This window comes from Streptosporangium sp. NPDC051023 (assembly GCF_040689595.1).
Classification (GTDB): Bacteria; Actinomycetota; Actinomycetes; order Streptosporangiales; family Streptosporangiaceae; genus Streptosporangium.
This window is the reverse complement of the sequence record NZ_JBFBCE010000001.1, coordinates 82395-102770: the sequence shown is the minus strand read 5'-3', so window position 1 is coordinate 102770 and position 20376 is coordinate 82395. Positions and strand designations below refer to the sequence as shown.

Annotated in this window: 20 protein-coding genes; 13 read left to right on the top strand and 7 right to left on the bottom strand. The window is 70.9% G+C overall.

The features are described 5' to 3' along the window. The first annotated feature begins 195 nt into the window (after positions 1 to 195). A complete protein-coding gene (locus AB0395_RS00500) occupies positions 196 to 1392 on the top strand; it encodes an MFS transporter (RefSeq protein ID WP_366275639.1) in 1197 nt (398 codons plus the stop codon). Between the two features lie 60 nt (positions 1393 to 1452). Here AB0395_RS00500 and iolB read toward each other — a convergent pair whose 3' ends face one another. The 5 genes from iolB to AB0395_RS00475 all read right to left on the bottom strand — a co-directional run bounded on the left by iolB (position 1453) and on the right by AB0395_RS00475 (position 4025). Further along, entirely contained in the window at positions 1453 to 2274 is an 822-nt protein-coding gene (gene iolB, locus AB0395_RS00495; RefSeq protein ID WP_366275638.1) for a 5-deoxy-glucuronate isomerase, read from the bottom strand. Between the two features lie 320 nt (positions 2275 to 2594). Next, positions 2595 to 2792 (bottom strand): BldC family transcriptional regulator, encoded by a 198-nt coding sequence (locus tag AB0395_RS00490; RefSeq protein ID WP_366275636.1) that lies wholly within the window; start codon positions 2790 to 2792, stop codon positions 2595 to 2597. A 296-nt stretch (positions 2793 to 3088) separates the two neighbouring features. Then, the gene (locus AB0395_RS00485; protein WP_366275634.1) at positions 3089 to 3316 is read right to left on the bottom strand and encodes a hypothetical protein; all 228 of its coding nucleotides are present in this window, start codon (positions 3314 to 3316) and stop codon (positions 3089 to 3091) included. A gap of 80 nt (positions 3317 to 3396) precedes the next feature. Then, entirely contained in the window at positions 3397 to 3813 is a 417-nt protein-coding gene (locus tag AB0395_RS00480) for a hypothetical protein (protein ID WP_366275633.1), read from the bottom strand. Then, entirely contained in the window at positions 3810 to 4025 is a 216-nt protein-coding gene (locus AB0395_RS00475) for a hypothetical protein (protein WP_366275632.1), read from the bottom strand. Before AB0395_RS00475 ends, AB0395_RS00480 begins: the two co-directional genes overlap by 4 nt. A 384-nt stretch (positions 4026 to 4409) precedes the next feature. Here AB0395_RS00475 and AB0395_RS00470 point away from each other — a divergent pair, with 384 nt between their 5' ends. Further along, positions 4410 to 5165: a GntR family transcriptional regulator gene (locus AB0395_RS00470; RefSeq protein WP_366275631.1), complete on the top strand. Its 756-nt coding sequence runs from the start codon at positions 4410 to 4412 to the stop codon at positions 5163 to 5165. A 90-nt stretch (positions 5166 to 5255) separates the two neighbouring features. Here AB0395_RS00470 and AB0395_RS00465 read toward each other — a convergent pair whose 3' ends face one another. Next, on the bottom strand, positions 5256 to 6773 hold the full coding sequence (locus AB0395_RS00465) for a PLP-dependent aminotransferase family protein (RefSeq protein ID WP_366275630.1): 1518 nt from the start codon (positions 6771 to 6773) through the stop codon (positions 5256 to 5258). 67 nt (positions 6774 to 6840) lie between these two features. On the opposite strand from AB0395_RS00465, the gene AB0395_RS00460 reads away from it, so the two are divergent. Continuing rightward, a complete protein-coding gene (locus tag AB0395_RS00460; RefSeq protein WP_366275629.1) occupies positions 6841 to 7728 on the top strand; it encodes a DMT family transporter in 888 nt (295 codons plus the stop codon). Here AB0395_RS00460 and AB0395_RS00455 read toward each other — a convergent pair. Then, the gene (locus AB0395_RS00455) at positions 7697 to 7933 is read right to left on the bottom strand and encodes a hypothetical protein (RefSeq protein WP_366275627.1); all 237 of its coding nucleotides are present in this window, start codon (positions 7931 to 7933) and stop codon (positions 7697 to 7699) included. The genes AB0395_RS00460 and AB0395_RS00455 overlap by 32 nt on opposite strands. Positions 7934 to 8212: 279 nt before the next feature. Here AB0395_RS00455 and AB0395_RS00450 point away from each other — a divergent pair, with 279 nt between their 5' ends. The 10 genes from AB0395_RS00450 (at position 8213) to AB0395_RS00405 (ending at position 20355) form a co-directional block, all read left to right on the top strand. Beyond that, positions 8213 to 9865, top strand: coding sequence for a fumarate hydratase (locus AB0395_RS00450; RefSeq protein WP_366275625.1), 1653 nt, complete (start codon positions 8213 to 8215; stop codon positions 9863 to 9865). Between the two features lie 262 nt (positions 9866 to 10127). Continuing rightward, positions 10128 to 10544 carry a TIGR03668 family PPOX class F420-dependent oxidoreductase gene (locus tag AB0395_RS00445; RefSeq protein ID WP_366275624.1) on the top strand — a complete coding sequence of 139 codons (417 nt, stop codon included), beginning with the start codon at positions 10128 to 10130 and terminating at the stop codon, positions 10542 to 10544. 501 nt (positions 10545 to 11045) lie between these two features. Next, positions 11046 to 11654: a superoxide dismutase gene (locus AB0395_RS00440; RefSeq protein ID WP_366275623.1), complete on the top strand. Its 609-nt coding sequence runs from the start codon at positions 11046 to 11048 to the stop codon at positions 11652 to 11654. 69 nt (positions 11655 to 11723) lie between these two features. After that, on the top strand, positions 11724 to 12878 hold the full coding sequence (locus AB0395_RS00435) for a serine/threonine-protein kinase (RefSeq protein ID WP_366275621.1): 1155 nt from the start codon (positions 11724 to 11726) through the stop codon (positions 12876 to 12878). Positions 12879 to 12913: 35 nt separating this feature from the next. Continuing rightward, the gene (locus AB0395_RS00430) at positions 12914 to 14719 is read left to right on the top strand and encodes a protein kinase (RefSeq protein ID WP_366275620.1); all 1806 of its coding nucleotides are present in this window, start codon (positions 12914 to 12916) and stop codon (positions 14717 to 14719) included. Positions 14720 to 15058: 339 nt separating this feature from the next. Then, complete coding sequence (locus AB0395_RS00425) at positions 15059 to 16480, top strand: class II fumarate hydratase (protein WP_366275619.1); 1422 nt, start codon at positions 15059 to 15061, stop codon at positions 16478 to 16480. Further along, positions 16477 to 16863, top strand: coding sequence for a tautomerase family protein (locus tag AB0395_RS00420; protein WP_366275618.1), 387 nt, complete (start codon positions 16477 to 16479; stop codon positions 16861 to 16863). Before AB0395_RS00425 ends, AB0395_RS00420 begins: the two co-directional genes overlap by 4 nt. 108 nt (positions 16864 to 16971) lie before the next feature. Then, entirely contained in the window at positions 16972 to 17535 is a 564-nt protein-coding gene (locus AB0395_RS00415) for a GyrI-like domain-containing protein (RefSeq protein WP_366275617.1), read from the top strand. A gap of 142 nt (positions 17536 to 17677) precedes the next feature. Beyond that, positions 17678 to 18424 carry a 3-hydroxybutyrate dehydrogenase gene (locus AB0395_RS00410; RefSeq protein WP_366275616.1) on the top strand — a complete coding sequence of 249 codons (747 nt, stop codon included), beginning with the start codon at positions 17678 to 17680 and terminating at the stop codon, positions 18422 to 18424. A gap of 38 nt (positions 18425 to 18462) precedes the next feature. Next, on the top strand, positions 18463 to 20355 hold the full coding sequence (locus tag AB0395_RS00405) for a helix-turn-helix domain-containing protein (protein ID WP_366275615.1): 1893 nt from the start codon (positions 18463 to 18465) through the stop codon (positions 20353 to 20355). Positions 20356 to 20376: the final 21 nt, after the last annotated feature.

Here is a 20376-nt window from a genome sequence, read left to right as displayed (position 1 = left end):
GGGAAGCTGTCCACTCCTCGACCATAGTCCCGGCGGCCACATCGTGGTTTCCGGTGCGGGGCCGTACCTGGAAGACTGCGGCTTGACGTCCTCCCCTCCTGAAGGACAGGGCATCCACACGGCCATTGACCCTCGGGGACGGCGCCCCTACCCTGACGGAAACCTGAACACTCCTCATGTTTGATGGAGGTCGTTGTGCCGCCCGCCCCCCTCCCGGCTCAGCGCGACAGACAGGCACGAGTGGCGACCTGGGCCGCCTTCTTCGTCCAGGGTCTGTGCTTCGCCACCCTGCTCACCCACGTGGTCGACCTGCAGACCAGGTTCGGGCTGAGCGACGACGACCTGCTGCTCGTCCTGCTGCTCGTCCCGGTGATCGCGGGCGTGGGAAGCGCCGTCGCCGCCCCGCTGGCCACCAGGTACGGCAGCGGCCCGGTCCTGCGGATCTCCCAGGTGGGCGTCTGCGTCATCGTCGCCCTCTCCGGGTGGAACGACGGGCTGGCCGGGCTGTACGCGCTCAGCGCCGCGTTCGGGCTGTTCGTCGGGGCGGTCGACGCGGCGATGAACATGCAGGCGGTCGCGGTCGAGCGCCGGTACGGCATGAGCGTGCTGACCGGCTTCCACGCCGTGTGGAGCGTCGGCTCGATGCTGGGCGCCGGGTTCAACTCCGCCTTCAGCGCCCTCGGGGTCGGCCTCGGCTGGTCGTTCACCGTGCCCGTGCTGATCGGCGCCGCGATCTCGGCGGTCATGCTCCCCCGGCTCTACGACCGGGACGGGGAGCGGGCGACGGCGCGTGAGGTCCGGGTCGCGGCCAGGGTGCCGTGGCGGCCGATCATCCCGCTCTGCCTGGCCATGGCGTTCCTGTACGTCGGCGACGCGGCGGTCTCCAACTACAGCACCTTCTTCATGAAGAACGCCCTGGCGGCGAGCGGCTGGCTGGTGCCCTTCGCCTACCTGCTGTACCAGGCGGCCATGCTCCTCGCCCGGGTCCCCGGCGACCTCGCCGTGCGCAGATACGGCCCGGCCCCGGTCGTCCGCGTGGGCGCGGTGATCGCGGCGGTCGGCACGCTCGGCGTCGTTCTCGCCCCCGGCGTCCTCGTGGCCGTCCTGGCGTTCGGGCTGGTCGGCGTCGGGCTTTCGATCATCGCGCCGCAGTCGTTCTCGGCGGCGGGCCGCCTCGGCGCGGGAGCGGAGACGGCGATCGCCCGGGTCAACATGTTCAACTACGTCGGTTTCCTCGTCGGCGCCGCCGTGGTCGGCACCGTCAACGACGGCGTCGGCCCCAGGGCCGCGTTCGTGCCCGCCGCGATCCTGGTCGCCCTGATCGTGCCGCTGGCCGGAGGCTTCCAGCCGAAGGTCGAGGTCACGGCGGACAGCGGCCCCGTCCCGGCCTGACGGCGCCGCGCCCCTGCGCCGAGGGTTCGCGCTCCCGGCTCCGGGGACGGCGGGCGCGGGTCAGCGGGACGCCTTCGTCATAGGCAGCCGGGGGTCGGCGACCTGCTCGGCCCACGAGGAGCGGACCCAGGCGTGCCGGGGGTCGTCGCAGGCGGTCATCGACCGCTCCTTCGCCGGGCCGGCCAGCACGTTCAGGTGGTAGAGGTCGTAGCCGGGCGCCGCCATCGACGGGCCGTGATAGCCATGCGGGACGAGCACCACGTCCCCGGAGGAGACCTCGGCCAGCATGTCGTGGGTGCCGTAGACCCGCTGGTATCCGGGACCGCCCTCGAAGTAGTAGATCTCCTCGAGCACGGCCTCGCGCGCGGAGAGCGAGTCGTGCTTGTGCGGCGGGTAGGACGACCAGTTGCCCCCCGGGGTGAGCACCTCGACCGCGACGAGCTTGTCGCAGTCGAAGGCGTCGGGCGCGCAGAAGCCGTTGACCTGACGGCTGGCCTGGCCCGCCCCGCGCACCTCGACGGGGACCTCGCGCGCCGGGCCGTACCTGACGGGGAAGCTCCTGGTCGCGCGGGCGGCGGGGAAGGCGAACCGCCCCGCGCCGGTGATCCGGACGGTCGCGCCGACGGGCAGGTAGGCGAAGTCGCTGACCGCGTGGAAGACGGAGACCCGCCCTTCGAGGGCGAGCCGTACGCCGTCGCACTCGATCTGGCACGAACCGGAGAGCGGCAGGACCAGCATCTCCTCGTCTCCGGTGCTGAACCGCACGCTCTCGCCGGACAGGTTGAGCAGACGGAGCCCGGTGTAGGTCCACCCCGCCGACTCGGGGGTGATCCACAACGCCCAGGGCGCCAGCGTGGCGCTGCCCGCCGGGACAAGGGTCATGACCGCTCCCGGCCTCGTGGTCCACAGGAACGCGAGCCCCGGCCTCGCGCCCCGCCGGGACACCGGCCGCCCGCACCGTACCCGCCCGATCTTCCGCTCATGCCACCTCCATCCTCGCCACGGCGGTCACGACGGCCGTGGCCACGTCGTAATCGGAGGGTTACAACACAGCGCGCCCGACCACAAGCCCCCACACCCACAACACCCCCGGCCGCCCTCCTCGCCGACGCGGGCAGGGCGCCACCACGGCCGTCCCCACGTGCGAGGGGAGCGGAGCACGCTCGAAGCGACATTTGCCCAGTACGGGGGACCATCCCCGGTCAGGGGTAGGGGTGTTCGCCGGTCAGCAGGGCGCGGATCTCGGTTTCCCGGTAGCGGCGGTGGCCGCCGATGGTGCGCACGGAGGTGAGTTTTCCTGTTCTGGCCCAGCGGGCGACGGTTTTGGGGTTCACCCGGAACAGGGCGGCGACCTCGGAGGGGGTGAGCAGGGCTTCGATGGTGATCTCGATGCCTTTCACGGGTTCTTCTCCTAACGGGGGCTGAAGGCTTTCGGGTGAAGGGGCGCGACGGGGGTCTTGGGTGCGGGTGGGGCGTGTCGGCCGTCTCTGGAGGGCCGGAGTGGTGCCCGACCGGATGTGGGGTCCAGACCGGGCACCCGAGGCCGCACCGGCGCACGGTATGGCCTCGTGCGGTTCCCGCTTCCCCGGTGTGTTCCGGGAACCGCACGAGGAGGTGCGACCCGGGCCCCTCCTCCCGGATCGCACGTTCAAGGGGTACGGCCTGCCGCAGGTTCGCGGCGCCGTACCGGGTGGGGTCAGGACCGCAGGAAGGTCCAGGAGATGCCCGGCAGCGGCTCGGGGGCGGGCAGGATCTCGGCCTGGGCGGCCAGTTTCCCCTCCAGCCGCTCGGCCGAGTCCGCCCTGATCAGGAGCCTGACGCCCGCCGCGATCTCCTGCTTATCGGGAAAGGTCCGCCGGTAGGCGCTCCAGGCACCGGTTCCGGAGTTGTGGAAGATCAGCCAGCCGGGGTGGGCCTGTTGCACGGTGTTGCATCGTTGCCGTGCAACACCGGAGTCCGGAGCGGCGGGGTCCGACTGTTCGGGGCGAGGGGCCGGGGTGGGCGTCATGCGGCCCTCCGGGAGGAACGCGGTACGGCGGCCCGCCTCGGGGACGGGGCGACGGGTGCCGGGGAGGCGATGCCGCCGCGCCTGGCCAGGGACGGGGGCGGGAACACGCCCGGGGACGGCGGTGAGGGTGTGGGCGGCGCCTGCCAGGTGAGGGCCGTCTCCTTCTCACGCATCTGTTCCTCCAGCCCTGCGGCGGTGTCGTCGCAGACGATGACCGACTCGGACGCTGGCCAGGTGGCCAGGGCGTAGAAGCGGCGGGTGCCCAGGCTGTAGAGGACCAGCCAGGCGGGATGGGAACGTTCCATCCGCTCGGCTTCGGCACGAGCCGGACCATCCCACAGGCGGCGGTGCACGCTGGTGTGCGGCTGTCCGGCGCGGTGGCGTCCCGGCGGCCGAGACAGGCGCCCGATCACGAGGTCACCTGCCGGGCGATCTCCTCCTGCCGCTCCACCATGGCCCGGACCTCGGCGAAGGTGTCGGCGTCCACCGCCGGATCGGCTCCGGCCCGCATCGCCGCGATCGGGAAGGGCGTCTGGCGGATGGCCCAGAATCGCCCGGCGTCACTGATGATCAGCCGCCAGCCCGGGATCGCCGGGCTCGTCGGGAGGGACCTGGCATTCTCCATGGGGCGCACTCCTTTGCGATCAAGGGCCTGTCCGGCGATCACGACGTCCGGGCAGGTCCACCTCGTATGGGGAAAGAATTCGGACTCTTCGTTCGATGCGGACTGCCATGTCCGAGACAGTCATGATCATTCGCATGGTGGCCCGCTCGGGCCGATACTGAGCAAGCATTGGCACGTGGTTCGGTCGGACGTAGTCCATGGAGGCGCCAGCACTCATCACGCCATCGCAAGGTCAGGCATGCGAGATGTACCGAATCACGTGGAGTCGTCACCGGCCTTCGTTTTCGTATACGCTAAGCTATTGACGTATACGAGAATGGAGGCCCGGTATCGTGCCTGTCAAGCCGTTCACCGAAGATCTCCGCGTCGAGAAGGAGGAAGCCAGTGCGGGGTCATGCCTACGAGCACGTCGCAGCCGAGCTGCGTGAGGCGATCCTGCGAGGTGACTACCCTCCGGGAGCGCGGCTGCCCAGACATGCCGACCTCGCTCAGCGGTACGGCGTCTCCGAGATCGTCATCCGCAAGGCCATCGACGACCTGAAAAGCCAGGGACTCGTCGAGACACGCGGCCGGGGCGGCACCACCGTCCGGGAACGCCCGCCGGTGCGCCGGATCTCGATGGACCGCTACCGTGCCGACGCCGGTCCGCAGACCGTGCCCCAGACCTCCTTCACCAGGGACGCGGGCGTCACGTGGTCGGAATACCGCCTCGACAAGGCCTACCGATGGATCATCGCTGACCCACTCCTGGCCGACCTGTTCGTCGTCGGTTCCGGCGTCAGGGTGCTGGAGCGCAGGTTCGTCTTCTACGCCAAAGGCGTCCCGTCTCAGATGTCACGATCATGTCTGCTGGCCGCCGACGTCGAGGGCACTGCCGTAGCCGACCCGCAGAACGAGCCATGGCCTGGAGGTAATCTCGCCCAGCTCAGAAGCCTGGGCATCGAAGTGGACGAGATCACCGAGGAGACGGCCGTCCGGATGCCAGACGCGGAGGAAAGCGCGACTCTCGCCATCGGCAGCGGGGTCCCGGTGTTCGCGATCACTCGCCGCATGCTCTCCCGTGGCCGCGTGGTCGAGGTGGCCGCCCCGATCGTCATCCCAGGAGACCGCGCCGTCCGCGTCGACCAGATCTTCCTCTGATCATGAGTATGCGGGTGAACGCCTCCGGTGAGACCTGGCTCGTGGTCTGACTGACCACGGGGTCTTCAACGGGATTCGTCCGCCCGCCGGTCAGCGTGGAAGTCTCTCGGCGAGGGTGCGGACGACATCGTCCGCGCGGTGTGCGGGGAGCTGGGCGAAGCCCATGACCAGGGCGGGCGGGCCGGGGGCGTGCCGCATGGGGGCGACTCGCTCGACGGCGAGGCCGCAGGCCTGGGCGGTCTCGACGGTGGAGAGCTCGTCCCAGTTCCGGGGCAGTTCGGCGAACAGGTGCAGGCCGGCGGAGACGCCACGCACGGTGATCTCGGGAAGGTGCTCGGCCAGCGCCCGCACGAGGGCGTCGCGGCGGGCACGGTACTCCCTGCGCATCCTCCTCAGCTGCCGGTCGTAGTCGCCGGTCCTGATGAGGTCGGCCAGCGCGTGCTGCTCGATCACCGGCGAGCCGAGGTCGAGCTCGCCACGCACCTGCCGTATCGACTCGGCGACCTCGGCGGGGGCCGCGACCCAGCCGAGCCTGAGCCCCGGGGCCAGGGACTTGCTCACGCTCCCCACCAGGATCACCCGGTCGGGGGCGAGTCCCTGCAGGCATCCGACCGGGTCGCGGTCGAATCTGAACTCCGCGTCGTAGTCGTCCTCCAGGATCGTCGCGCCGGTCACGGTGGCCCACTCGATCAGCTCGGCGCGGCGGCACGGGGCGAGCACGACCCCGGTCGGGTACTGGTGAGCGGGGGTGAGCAGCACGACCCGCGCCCCGCTCGCGGCCAGGGCGCCGATGTCGACGCCCTCCTCGTCGACGCGGACCGCGACCAGGTCGGCGCCCGCGGCGCGCAGCAGCGGGAGCTGGCGCAGGCTGGTCGGGTCCTCGACCGCGAGGCGGACACGGCCCGGCCTCGGCGCGGGGTTCGCGATCCGGTCGACGAACCAGTCCAGGTCGTGTACGGCCCTGCCCTGGGAAAGACGTCCCTCAAGGTCCTGGGGAAGCCCTCCCGCGAGGGCCTCGGAAAGTCGTTCCGTGAGGGCCTGGGGAAGCCGTCCCGCGAGGGCCTGGACGGTGAGGTACAGCCCCTGGGCGACTCCGCCGACGATCACCAGGTTGTCCGGGGTCACGTCGGCCGCGCGGACCCTTCGCAGGTAGGCGGCCAGTTCCTCGCGCAGCTCCCGCGCGCCGCCCGGGTCGCCGTAGTCGAGCGCGTCGGAGGGCAGGGTGGCCAGGGTCTGCCTGATGGCGGCCAGCCAGCGCCCGCGCGGGAAGGCGTTCAGGTCGGGGGAGGTCGAGCGGCGCCCGTAGTACGGCCTGCAGGCGGGAACGACGGGGTCGCGTTCCGAGGCGTCCTGGGACCTGGTCGCGGCGGGGGCGACCACGGTGCCCGCACCGACCCTGGAGATCAGGAAGCCCTCCGCGACCAGCCGCTCGTAGGCCTCGACGACCACGCCGCGCGACAGCCCGAGGTCCCTGGCCAGCTCCCTGCTCGCGGGCAGTCTCGCCCCCGCGGTCAGCCTGCCGTGCCGTACGGCCTCGCGCAGCTCGCGGGCGATCTGGTCGGCGATCCCGCCCGCCGCCCTGTCGACGACCAGATGCAGATCGGCCAATTGGTCCTCGATTTCCCATGATGATTGGACCCGCCAGGGGAACCATTTGCTTCCTAGCATTCCCGACATGAGCGCAGATGTCATCGTCCTTCCCCGCCCTCGGCTCCGCGGCCTGTGCCAGGCGGCCGTGGCCATGTCGCTGGTGGGAACGCTGGCCGCCGTCTCCGGTGTGATCGAGGACTATCCGGTCTACGGAGGCCAGGCACTGCGCTACCTCGGCGGCGCCTGCGTGCTGTTCGCCGTCGCGCGGGTCAGGGGCCTGCGGTTCGTACGGCCGACGCCCCGCGAGACCGCGCTGCTGACCGCGCTGTCGCTCTTCGGGCTGGTGCTCTTCAACGTCTGCGTGATCGAGGCGACGAGGCGCGGCGGCCCGGCGCTGGTCGGCACCGTGCTGGGCGCCGTCCCGCTGGTGCTCGCCCTGTTCGGCGGGCGTCCCTCGGCGCGGCTTCTCGGGGGCGCCGCGGTGGTGGCCGCGGGGACGGTTCTCGCCACCGGCGCGGGCAGCGGGGACCTGGCCGGGCTGCTGTGGTCGCTGGGCGCGCTGGGCTGCGAGATCTCCTTCTCTCTGCTGGCCATCCCGCTGCTGCCCAGGCTGGGCGCGGTCCGCGTCTCCGCCTACTCGGCGGCGGCGGCCGTACCGCTGCTGGTGGTCATCGGCCTGATCGCGGACGGCACGGCGATGCTGCGCGTGCCCACCTCCGCCGAGGCGCTCGGGCTCGGCTACCAGGGGGTGGTCGTCACGGCCGCCGCGTTCCTGCTCTGGTACGACGCGCTGCCCCGGCTCGGGCCGGGGACCGCGGGCCTGTTCGCCGGGCTCATCCCGGTTGGCGCCATCGCGACGGGGGCGGTCCTCGGGGTGGCGACGCCTTCCGCGCCCGACCTGCTCGGAGCGGCGCTGGTGGTCACCGGAATCGTCGTCGGCCTCAGTGCGACAGCTTCTCGTGGGCCTGCGTAGAGTCGGAGTCCGTCCGCGGCCGGGGCAGCTCCATCTGCTCCAGCTGCCGCCTGCGCTGCTCGGCCTTCGAGATGTCGGCGGGCTGCTGGGGAACCTGGCCGTCGACACTCCTGATGGTCGCGAGCGCGATCGCGATCAGCGAGATCGCGAGCCCTGCGACCACGAGAAGTGCGAGGATCGCGAGCATCACGATGTTGCTGCTCATAATCTGCATGACGTCCTCCGGCTTTCACCGGGCCCGGCCCGGCCTCACTTCCAGCTTCCTCTGAGTCTTCGGAAGCAGAGGGGCATGAGACGCCACAAAAGATCAATATTTATATAAAATCCCTTTTTCTCATCTCTTATCGCTTTGGTCGGCGAAAGATCGGCGGAGACCGAGGCCGAGAAGGACGTTCCCGCGCCCGACCACGGCGAAAGGGCGCGATCGGCAGGGCTTACCCTCTATGGGACCGGAGAAGGCCCCCGGCACGGAGGACCGAAGACGATGCCCGAGTTCGACTACACCGACCTGCTCCCCATGGGTCCGGATGAGACGTCATACCGTCTGATCAGCGCCGAGGGGGTGCGCGTCGTCGAGGCCGCGGGCCGCAGATTCCTGGAGGTCGCCCCCGAGGCGCTGCGACTGCTGACCGAGACGGCGATCCACGACATCTCCCACTACCTCCGGTCGTCCCACCTGGCCCAGCTCCGCAAGATCATCGATGATCCCGAGTCCAGCGGGAACGACCGCTTCGTGGCGCTCGACCTGCTCAAGAACGCCTCGATCTCGGCGGGCGGCGTGCTCCCGATGTGCCAGGACACCGGCACCGCGATCGTGATGGGCAAGCGCGGCCGTCACGTGCTCACCGACGGCGCGGACGCCGAGCACGTCTCGCGCGGCGTCTACGACGCCTACACCAAGCTGAACCTGCGCTACTCCCAGATGGCCCCGATCACCATGTGGGAGGAGAAGAACACCGGCTCCAATCTCCCCGCGCAGATCGAGCTGTACGCCGAGGACCCGCACGGCCACGCCGACGAGTACAAGCTGCTGTTCATGGCCAAGGGCGGCGGCAGCGCCAACAAGTCGTTCCTCTACCAGGAGACCAAGGCCGTCCTCAACGAGAAGCGGATGCTCCAGTTCCTGGAGGAGAAGATCCGCTCCCTCGGCACCGCCGCGTGCCCGCCGTACCACCTGGCGATCGTCGTCGGCGGCACCTCGGCCGAGTTCGCCCTGAAGACGGCCAAGTACGCCAGCGCCCGCTACCTGGACGCCATCCCCACCGAGGGCTCCCCCAGCGGCCACGGTTTCCGTGACACCGAGCTTGAGGCGAAGGTCTTCGAGCTCACCCAGAAGCTCGGCATCGGCGCCCAGTTCGGCGGCAAGTACTTCTGCCACGACGTCCGCGTCATCCGCCTGCCCCGGCACGGCGCCTCCTGCCCCGTCGCCATCGCGGTCTCCTGCAGCGCCGACCGCCAGGCCCTGGCCAAGATCACGCCCGAGGGCGTCTTCCTGGAGCAGCTGGAGACCGACCCGGCGAGGTTCCTGCCCGAGACCACGGACGAACACCTGTCCGACGACGTGGTGCGGATCGACCTCAACCGCCCGATGCCGGAGATCCTCGCCGAGCTGACCAAGTACCCGGTCAAGACCCGCCTGTCCCTGAGCGGCCCGCTGGTCGTCGCCCGCGACATCGCGCACGCCAAGATCGGCGAGCTGCTCGACGCGGGCGGCGAGATGCCGCAGTACCTCAAGGACCACGCGGTCTACTACGCCGGTCCCGCCAAGACTCCGGAGGGGTACGCCTCCGGATCCTTCGGGCCGACGACCGCGGGCCGGATGGACTCCTACGTCGAGCGCTTCCAGGCCGCGGGCGGCTCCATGGTCATGCTCGCCAAGGGCAACCGCTCCAAGCAGGTCACCGACGCCTGCGCGACCCACGGCGGCTTCTACCTCGGCTCCATCGGCGGCCCCGCGGCTCGCCTCGCCCAGGACTGCATCAGGAAGGTGGAGGTCCTGGAGTACCCCGAGCTGGGGATGGAGGCGGTCTGGAAGATCGAGGTCGAGGACTTCCCCGCGTTCATCGTCGTCGACGACAAGGGAGACGACTTCTTCACCGACACGACCGGCCCGGTGCTGTCCATCGGCCGCCGCTGACCCCCGGCGGGAACGAAGGCCGGGTTCGCCGGAAAACCGGCCTTCGTTTCCGCTCACCGGCGAATGACAGACGCCCGGTGACGGCCGGGCGGGGCTCCCCCGGGGAACGCCCGGGGAACGCCCGATCCGGGCGCTTCTCCCGGCGGGCACGGACCCACCGGGCTCGCCGGAGAGCTCACGGACAAGACCGACGGAGAACCTGCCGGGAAGGCCGGCGGGGCGCCTGCCGGGAAGGCCGACGGGGGCCTGTTTCAATGGCCGGATGGACGCCTTCCAGGCACGCGACAGGTTCCTGGCCGCCCGGGTCGCGCGGCTGGCCACGGTCGGCGCGGACGGCACGCCCCATCTCGTCCCCGTGACCTTCGAGGTCGACGGCGACACGATCGCGTTCGCGGTCGACCACAAGCCGAAGCGCACGACGAATCTGCGCCGCCTGCGCAACATCGCCGCCGATGACCGGGTGTGCCTGCTGGTCGACCACTACGAGGACGACTGGTCGCGGCTGTGGTGGGTGCGCGCCGATGGAAGGGCCAGGATCGTCGAGGGCGGGGCGGCCTGGGAACGGGCCGTCGCCCGACTCGCCGAACGCTACCCGCAGTACCGCGACCGGCCTCCGCGGGGCCCCGTCGTGCTCATCGAGGTGGAGTCCTGGACAGGATGGTCCTCCAGCGGCCTGTAGCCCCTCCAGGGGCCCCTCGGCGAGGCTCCCTGCCCATTCCCATCCCGTGGGATCCGCGACGTGCCTGAACGGCCCTGACGCGCCGCACACACCCCCGGCCGCGCAGCCCCGGCGACCGCGTGTATCCCCTTTGCCGCGCACACCCAGGCGTCCGCGTGTATCCCCGCATCCGCACTCGCCCTGGCGTCCGCGCGCACCGGCGACCGCACACGCCGACAGGTGGTCGGAAGTCTCGCGCCGCGGCGGCGGTGCGAACGCCACCGCGTGGACCGGCTCAACGATCCTCAGCGTGGAACGACTCTGACGGCACGATCTGCGGCGCCGCGCCGTACGCCGTCCCGGCTGCGCGAGACCCCCTCTGGACCAACTGACACTTGCCATCATGATGTAATTGCGAATTGCTTGCAACTACCAAGAGACCTAGGTCATAGGTCCGATGCGCATGCATGTATTCCGGCAATAGCGTCGACGGAGCATTGACCAACGAGGAGGTAGACCTTCATGGGTGAGTACACCCTTCCGGATATGCCCTACGACTACGCGGCGCTCGAGCCCGCGATCACCGGCGAGATCCTGGAGCTGCACCACTCCAAGCACCACGCCGCCTACGTCAAGGGCGCCAACGACACCCTGGAGCGGCTGGCCGAGGCCCGCGACAAGAGCGAGTTCGGCGGCCTGGTCGGATTGGAGAAGACCTTCGCCTTCAACCTCTCCGGCCACGTGCTGCACTCGATCTTCTGGCAGAACCTCTCCCCCGACGGCGGCGACCGCCCCGACGGCGAGCTGGCCGCGGCCATCGACGAGCACTTCGGCTCGTTCGAGGCCTTCAGCAAGCAGCTGACCACCGCGACCGCCGGAGTGCAGGGCTCCGGCTGGGGCATCCTGGCCTGGGAGCCGCTCAGCCGCCGCCTGGTCGTCGAGCAGGTCTACGACCACCACGGCAACGTCGGGATCAACACCACGCCGCTGCTGGTCTTCGACGCCTGGGAGCACGCCTACTACCTGCAGTACCGTAACGTGCGCCCCGACTACGTCGAGAAACTGTGGTCGCTGATCAACTGGAACGATGTGAAGCAGCGCTTCTCGACAGCGACGAGCACGAAAATCTGACTTAAGATCGCAAGAAGTTTCGGCCCGGTCTCTACTGGTCGCATTACGCAAATCGGTAAGCTGCCCCACATGCGTGCGCCGTCCGGATACCTTCTTGCAGCGCGCTATCGGCTTTTCGAGCCGGTCGGGCGCGGTGGCATGGGCACCGTCTGGCGAGCGCACGACGAGTTGCTTGACCGCGAGGTCGCGGTCAAGGAAGTCCGGCTGCCCCTCGTCCTCGACGAGGACCTGCGGGCGGAGCTGTGTGCCAGGACCGAGCGCGAGGGACGGGCGACCGCGATGGTCGCCCATCCCTCGGTGATCACCGTCTTCGACGTCGTGACCGAGGACGAGCGCCCCTGGATCGTGATGGAGCTGCTCCGCGCCAGATCCCTGGAGCAGCTCCTGCAGGACCGGGGCCCGCTGCCGCCACGTGAGACGGCGGAGATCGGCCGCCAGGTCCTGGGCGCGCTGCGGGCCGTGCACGCCAAGGGGATCCTGCACCGTGACGTGAAGCCCAGCAACGTCCTGGTGACCGACGACCGCGCGGTGCTCACCGACTTCGGCCTGGCCGCGCTCGAGGGCGACGTGTCGATCACCCAGGCGGGCATCGTGCTCGGGTCCGCCGGATACATCGCCCCCGAGCGCGTGCTCGGCGCGAAGGCGACCCCCTCCGCCGACCTGTGGTCGCTCGGCGCGACCCTCTACACCGCCGTCGAGGGCAGGGGCCTGCACGGACGCCGTACGGCCGCCGCCGCGCTGGCCGCGCTGACCAGCGGCGAACCGATCCCGATGGAGAAGGCGGGACCGCTGACCCCGGTGCTGCGCGGCCTGCTCATGATCGACCCCGCGGTCAGGCTCGACGCGGTGCGCGCCTCGATGATGCTCGCCAGGGTCGCGGCGGGCGGGACGGCTGAGGAGCCGCTCTCCAGGACCGTGGGCAGGAGTGGGAGAAGCACCGCGACGATCACAGTGCCCTCGTTGCCCTCGTTCAACCGCCGCCCGCAGCACCGCGGGCTGCACCGTGCGGGCTCGGCGCCGATGCCGCCTCCGCCGCTCATTCCCGCACCTCTGCCTGCACCGGTGCCCCCGCCTCGCCTGCACCGCCGCCCCGCGGAGGGCGTGCATCGCAAGCCGGTCGAGCGGCTCCCCGAGCCTCACCCTTTTGTTCGGTTCATTACGCCACTGATCCGCCTGGTGCTTCCGCGCCAGCTGTGGCCCAGAGACCTCCGTAAGCGAGGATAAAGCGAGCTTCAAGGAAGAATCGCTATCTTCTTCTCATGCCGGAACAGCAGACGCGCGTGCTCGCTGACCGCTACGAGCTGATCGCACCGCTCGGCCGGGGGACGATGGGCACGGTTTGGCGTGCCCATGACCGCTCCCTCGGCCGCGAGGTCGCGATCAAAGAGATCCGTCAGGAACCCGGGCTCAGCGAAGCACAACGCGCCGAACTTCGGGAGCGCATGATCCGTGAGGGTCGTACGGCTGCCCGCATCAGCCATCCCTCCGTGGCCACCGTCCACGACGCGATCGTCGAGGGCGACAGCCCCTGGATCATCATGGAGCTCGTGCAGGCACGCTCCCTGGAGCAGGTGATCGAGGAGGAGGGACCCCTGCCGCCCCGGCTCGTCGCCGAGATCGGGGTTGACCTGCTGGGCGCGCTGCGCGCCGCCCACGACCAGGGTGTGCTCCATCGCGACGTCAAGCCCGGCAACGTGTTGATCACCGAAAGCGGCCGGGTGGTGCTCACCGACTTCGGCATCGCCAAGGCCGAGGGGGACAGCAGCCTCACCAAAACCGGCATGGTGATCGGCTCCCCCGGATACACGGCACCGGAGCGGGCCCGCGGGGAGCACACCGGGCCCGAGTCCGACCTGTGGTCGCTCGGCGCCACGCTGTACTTCGCGGTCGAGGGCCGCCCGGCGTACGAGCGGTCCTCTGTGGCCGAGACCCTGGCCGCGCTGATGACCGACAAGGCCGACACACCGACCCAGGCCGGACCGCTGCGCCCGGTGCTCGAGCAGCTTCTCGAGAGGGACTACACGGTACGGCCGTCGCACGCCCTGGCGATCGCGATGCTCAGGACCGTGGCGGACACTCCCACGAGCACCCCCGCGAGCACCCCCGCGAGCACGGCCCCCGCGCCTGCCGCCCCGGCCGCGTCCACTATGTCCTCTCCCTCGACGTCCTCCCCCTCTACCGAGGCCGCCGGAGCCGCCGGAAGCTCGACCGGAGCCGCCGGAGCCGCCAAGGCCCAATCCACCGGGGCTGCGCCCGCGAAGCCCGCAGGTGCCACCGCGAAGCCCGCGAGTTCCACCGCGAAGCCCGCAGGCACCGCCGCGAAGGACGCGGAGCCGCTTGCGCTGGAGGGCGCCTCGGAGGATGAGGGGTTCGACGCCGACCGCACCGTGCTGGTCATCCGCCCCAAGGGCGGCCTGCGCCTGCCCCCTGGCCCTGGATCGGCCGCCGCTCCCTCCCCGTCCTCCCCCGCCGCCTCACCGGCGGGCGCGCGCCCGGAGAAGCCTGTCGCCTCCGCGCCCAGGACACCGGTCGCCGGACGGCCCGCTCCCTCTGGGCTCGGAACACCGGTCGCGGGACCCGGCCTGGCCGCCTCCGGCGCCCCGGCGGCCCCGGGGCGGGGATTCCCCCCGGCCCCCGGGCACGACGAGTACCCGGACACGGCACCGCACGCGTTCCCGGCCGCGCCGGGACCCGGCGCTCCGCGGAACCGGCAGCCGGAAGGACCTGGAGGGGCGTCACCGAACGACCGGCCCGGCAGCCTCGGAGGGCCGTCCGGCGCCCCGGGGGCCGCACCACAGGGCCCCTGGCAGCCCGCTGGGGCTCCCGGACAGTACGGACAGCCCGGACAGCCCGGGGACGTCGCCGGAGGTCCCCCGCCCCCCTCCGGCCTCGGCACCGACCTGTTCGCGATCGCCGGCCAGAACGGCCTGCCCGCCCAGAACGGCCAGGCGTCCCAGAAGACCTCCTCGTCCAGGAGCCGGGTCGGCGTGCTCGTCCTCATGGGGGTCGCGGCCCTCGCCCTGGTGGTGATCGTCATCCTGGCGGTCTCTGCCTTCACCGGCTGACGAAACACGGTGCCCGGCCACCGGACCGGGCACCGAGCGTATCGCCGTGGACGTTCGCGACCGCTGCGAACGTTCCGGTCGCGCGCCGTACACCGGCGCCGAACAGGCCCATGCCGCTGCTCGCCGTACCGGCGCCGTGAAAGACCTCGCACACGGTGGAGCATGGACGGCCCACGGCGCAGCGCGGGGAACACCGTGGCGCAGGGGAAACAGCGTGGCCCGGGGAACGTCGCGGCGTGGGAAACCTCGTGGTGCGGGGAACGTCGCGCGGGGAACGTCGTGGTGTGGGGATTCCCGGGGTGGATTCGGGCTTCGGGGGGCAGGACGCAGACTGGAGCCATGAGCGAGTTTCGGATCGAACATGACTCGATGGGCGACGTACGGGTTCCGGCAAGCGCGAAGTGGCGGGCGCAGACGCAGCGGGCCGTGGAGAACTTCCCCATCTCCGGGCGCGGTCTTGAGAGCCCGCACATCGCCGCGCTCGGACTGATCAAGGCGGTCGCCGCCGAGGTCAACGCCGAGCTGGGGGTGCTCGAGAAGGAGATGGCCGTGGCGATCGCCGAGGCCGCGACGGACATCGCCGAGAACGAGTGGGACGCCGAGTTCCCCATCGACGTCTTCCAGACCGGCTCGGGCACCTCCTCCAACATGAACGCCAACGAGGTGATCGCCACCCTCGCCGAGGAACGGCTTGGCCGTCCCGTCCACCCGAACGACCACGTCAACGCCTCGCAGTCCTCGAACGACGTGTTCCCGACCTCGATCCACGTGGCCGCGACGACCGAGGTGACCTACCACCTGATCCCCTCCCTGCGGCATCTGGCCACCGCGCTCAGGAACAAGTCGCTGCAGTTCGAGCAGGTGGTCAAGTCCGGCCGTACGCACCTGATGGACGCGACCCCGGTGACGCTCGGCCAGGAGTTCGGCGGTTACGCCACCCAGATCGACAACGGCATCGCCAGGGTGCGCGGCGCGCTCCCGCGCCTCGTGCAGCTCCCGCTGGGCGGCACGGCCGTCGGGACCGGGATCAACACCCCGCCCGGTTTCGCCGCCAAGGTCATCGAGAAGCTCCGTGAGGCCACCGGGCTGCCGTTCTCCGAGGCTCCCGACCACTTCGAGGCACAGGGCGCCCGGGACGCCGTCGTGGAGCTCTCCGGCCAGCTGCGCACGGTCGCCGTCTCACTCAACAAGATCGCCAATGATCTTCGCTGGATGGGTTCGGGACCGCGTGCCGGGCTCGGTGAGATCAACCTTCCCGACCTCCAGCCCGGGTCGTCGATCATGCCGGGCAAGGTCAACCCGGTCATTCCCGAAGCCGTGTGCATGGTCGCGGCCCAGGTCATCGGGAACGACGCGGCCATCGCCTTCGCCGGGGCCTCGGGCAACTTCGAGCTCAACGTGGCGCTGCCCGTCATGGCCAGGAACGTGCTGGAGTCGATCCGGCTGCTCGCCAACGTCTCCCGGCTGCTGGCCGACCGATGTGTCCAGGGCATCACCGCCAACACCGACCGCCTCCTCGAGTACGCCGAATCCTCCCCCTCGATCGTCACGCCGCTCAACCGGCACGTCGGCTACGAGGAGGCCGCAAAGATCGCCAAGCAGGCCCTGGCGGAGCGCAAGACCATCAGGGAGGTCGTCGTCGAGCGCGGGCACGTCGCCAACGGCACCCTCACCGAGGAGCAGCTCGACGCCCTGCTCGACGTGCTCTCCATGACCCGATCACCGTCCGGGACGGAAGAACTGGGAGACTCCCGCGCATGACACAGATCAAGTTCTACGGTCGTCGTGACGTCTGGTCGGAAAGGCGCCAGGAGCTCTCCGACACCGTGCAAGGGTGCCTCACCGAGGTGTGGCGGCTGCCCGCCGACAAGCGGTTCCACCGCTTCCTGCTGCTGGACGCCGAGGACTTCGTCTGCCCGCAGCGGAGCGAGCGCTACCTGATCGTGGAGATCATCTGCTTCCAGGGCAGGTCGGACCAGGCGAAACGCGACCTGATCCGCACCCTGTTCGCCAGGGCGCAGGAGGAGCTCGACCTCCCCGCCGAGGACCTGGAAATCGTGATCATGGAATCTCCGCAGGTCAACTGGGGCATTCGCGGTTTGCCGGGCGACGAGCTCACGCTGACCTACCCGGTGACCGTCTGACCGCCCGCGCGGGGCTTGACGCTCCCTTCGACGACCGTTGCCCCTGATCGACCGTCTGACCGCCCGAGGGTTGGACTCTCCCACAGCGGGAGAGTCCAGCCTGGTGTCATGAAGAAGATCCACCGCGACCTCTACGCGGCCAAGGACGTTCCGGCCCTTCTCGACGTCCCCGAACTCCCCTGCCTCATGGCCGACGGCGCGGGAGCCCCCTCCGGCGAGCGCTACCGGAGCACCGTCGAGGCCATGTACGGCGTCGCCTACGCGGTCCGCGCGGAACTGAAGCCCACCCTGACCTTCTCCGTCGCCCCGCTCGAAGGACTCTGGGAGGGAGACCCCGGCGACCTGACGTCCATGCGATGGACCTCCCTCATCCCCCAGCCAGAGCAGGTCACCGCCGAGATGGTCGAGCGGGCGGTGGCCGCCGTGCGGAGGAAGAAGCCCTCCGCGCGGGTCGACGACATACGGCTGGCGACCCTGGCCGAGGGCAGGTCCGCCCAGATCCTGCACACGGGCCCCTTCAGCGAGGAGCCTGCGACGGTCGGGAAACTGATGAAGTTCATCGCGGAGCAGGGCCTGAGCCTCGCGGGCAGGCACCACGAGATCTACCTGTCGAACCTCGAGCGCACCGCGCCGGAGAAGGTGCGGACCATCATCCGCTACCCCGTCCGCTGAGCCCTCCCCGCGTACCCGGCGACGCCGCCGTACGCGCGGGGCGAGTCCGCGTACGGCGAGGAGACGGAGCACACAGGTCGGGGGCGGACTGTGTCGGGGGGCGACATGGGCGAGGTCGCGGCCGTTGCCTAGATTCGGCGTCATGACTGACCTAGCGGGACGGCGGGCCGTGGTGACCGGGGCGGGCAGCGGGATCGGGCGGGCGTGCGCGCACCGGCTCGCCACCGCGGGGGCGCACGTGTTCGTGGTCGACAGGGATCCCGAGGGCGCGGCGAAGGTGGCCGAGGAGATCTCCGGGACACCGGTGATCGCCGACCTGTCCGCGCCGGATTTCGTGGACGTGCTCCCCGCCGACGTGGACGTGGTGGTGAACAACGCCGGGTTCCAGCACGTGGCGCCGATCGAGGAGTTCCCTCCCGAGGTCTTCGCGAAGATGCTCAAGGTCATGGTCGAGGCGCCGTTCCTGCTGGTCAGGGCGGTTCTGCCGGGGATGTACGAGCGGGGCTGGGGGCGGATCGTGAACATCTCCTCGGTCCACGGCCTGCGTGCCTCGCCGTACAAGTCGGCCTATGTCACCGCCAAGCACGCCCTTGAGGGGTTGTCGAAGGTCATCGCCCTCGAGGGCGCCGCGCACGGCGTCACCTCCAACTGCGTGAACCCCGCCTACGTGCGCACGCCCCTGGTGGAGAACCAGATCGAGGACCAGGCCAGGAGTCACGGCATCGGCGGGGACGAGGTCGTCGAGCGGATCATGCTCGCCTCCGCCGCGATCAAGCGGCTGATCGAGCCGGAGGAGGTGGCCGAGCTGGTCGCCTACCTGTGCGGCCCGCACGGCTCGTTCGTCACGGGGACGTCCCTGCCCGTCGACGGCGGCTGGACGGCCCGCTGACCCCACGCGGCCGGGACGCAGGCGCGACAATGGATGTCATGAGCACGCGGATCTTCCTCGAACTGCTGGCCAGAGAGGCGTCGGCGGTCGAGTTCGAGGGGCCCGTCCTGGCCGCCAGGAGCACGGGGGCGGACGCCGAGACGCTGGCCGAGTTGGAGGACGCCAAGCTCGCCGCGCTGAGGGTGCGGGCGCTGCTGCGGCGCAGGGCCAAGCGCGAGGCGGAGCTGTCCGCGTTGTTCGACACCGCGGGCGACCTGGCCGGGCTGCGGGATCTGGACGCCGTGCTCGAGGCCATCGTGCACCGGGCGAGGCAGCTCCTGGGCACCGACGCCGCCTACATGACGCTGCACGACCCCGACCGGGGTGACACCTGGATGCGGGTGACGGACGGCTCTGTCTCGGCCAAGTTCAGGGCGCTCCGGCTGCCCATGGGTGCCGGTCTCGGCGGCCTCGTGGCGCAGACCGCGACGCCGTACTCGACGGCCGACTACTTCGCCGACGCGCGCTTCCGCCACAAGGCGGACATCGACGACGCCGTGATCGAGGAGGGCCTGGTCGCCATCCTGGGCGTGCCGCTCAAGCTCGGCGCGCGGGTCATCGGCGTGCTGTTCGCGGCCAACCGGAGCGTCCGGCCCTTCACCCAGGACGAGGTGGTGCTTCTCAGCTCGCTGGCCGCACACGCGGCGGTCGCGATCGACAACGCCAGGCTGCTGCAGGAGACCAGGAACGCCCTTGAGGAGCTGAGCGAGGCGAACCTGCAGGCGAGCGCGCACAGCGGGGCCGTCGAGCGGGCGGCGCTCGCCCACGACCGGATGGCCGGGCTGGTGCTGCGCGGCGGCGGGGTCGAGGACGTCGCCGCCGTGGTGACCGAGGTGCTGGGCGGCTCGCTGCTCGTGCTGGACGACGCGGGGCGGCCGATCGCCGGTGATCCCGACGATCTCAAGGCGGACCGGCCAACCGGGGACGGGCGCGACGACGTCGCGACGGTGATCGCGGAGGCCGCACGGTCGTCCCGCGCGCTCGGCCGTACGGTCAGGAGGGGAAACCTGCTGGTCGCATCCGTCGACGTGGGCGCGGAGCCGCTGTGCACGCTCGTGCTGCGGGCCGAGGAGCGAGTCGCCGACACCGACCAGCGCATCCTCGAACGGGCCGCGCTGGTCACCGCGCTGCTGATGCTGTTCCGCCGTACCGTGGCCGAGGCTGAGGGACGGGTCAGGGGCGAGCTGCTCGACGACCTGATCGCCCGTCCCGGCCTGGACGGCCTGGCCGAGCGGGCCAGGAGGGTCGGCGTCGACCTGGACGCGAGCCACGTGGTCGTCGTGGCCCGCCACGGCGACGAGCGCGAACGCGCGGGATTCTGGGCCTCCTCGCACGCCGCGCTGAACCACGGCCTGGCCGCCCAGCGCGGGGACGAGGTGGTGCTGCTGCTGCCCGGCGACGACCCAGGCAGGCTCGCCAGGCGGGTCGCGGCCGAGCTGAGTGCCTCCCTCGGCCGCCCGGCGACCGCGGGCGCCTGCGGTCCGGTCTGCGGCCCCGCCGAGGTCGGCGCGGCCCACCGGGAGGCGAGGCGCTGCGCCGACGCCCTGCTGGCCCTGGGCAGGGCGGGAGAGGGCGCGAGCGCCGCCGAGCTGGGCTTCGTCGGCCTGCTCGTCGGCGAGGGGCACGACGTCGAGGCGTTCCTCCTGTCGACCCTCGGGCCCGTGCTCGACTACGACGCCCGGCGGGGCACCGCGCTGGTGCGCACGCTCACCGCCTACTTCGGCACCGGGTGCTCGCTCTCCCGCACGGCCGAGACCCTCCACATCCATGTCAACACCGTCACCCAGCGCCTGGAGCGGGTCGCGCAGCTCCTCGGCCCCGGCTGGCAGACCCCGGACAGGTCCCTGGAGATCCAGCTCGCCCTGCGACTGCACCAGCTCGGCGGCCGATGACCGTCCACACAGAAACCCCCT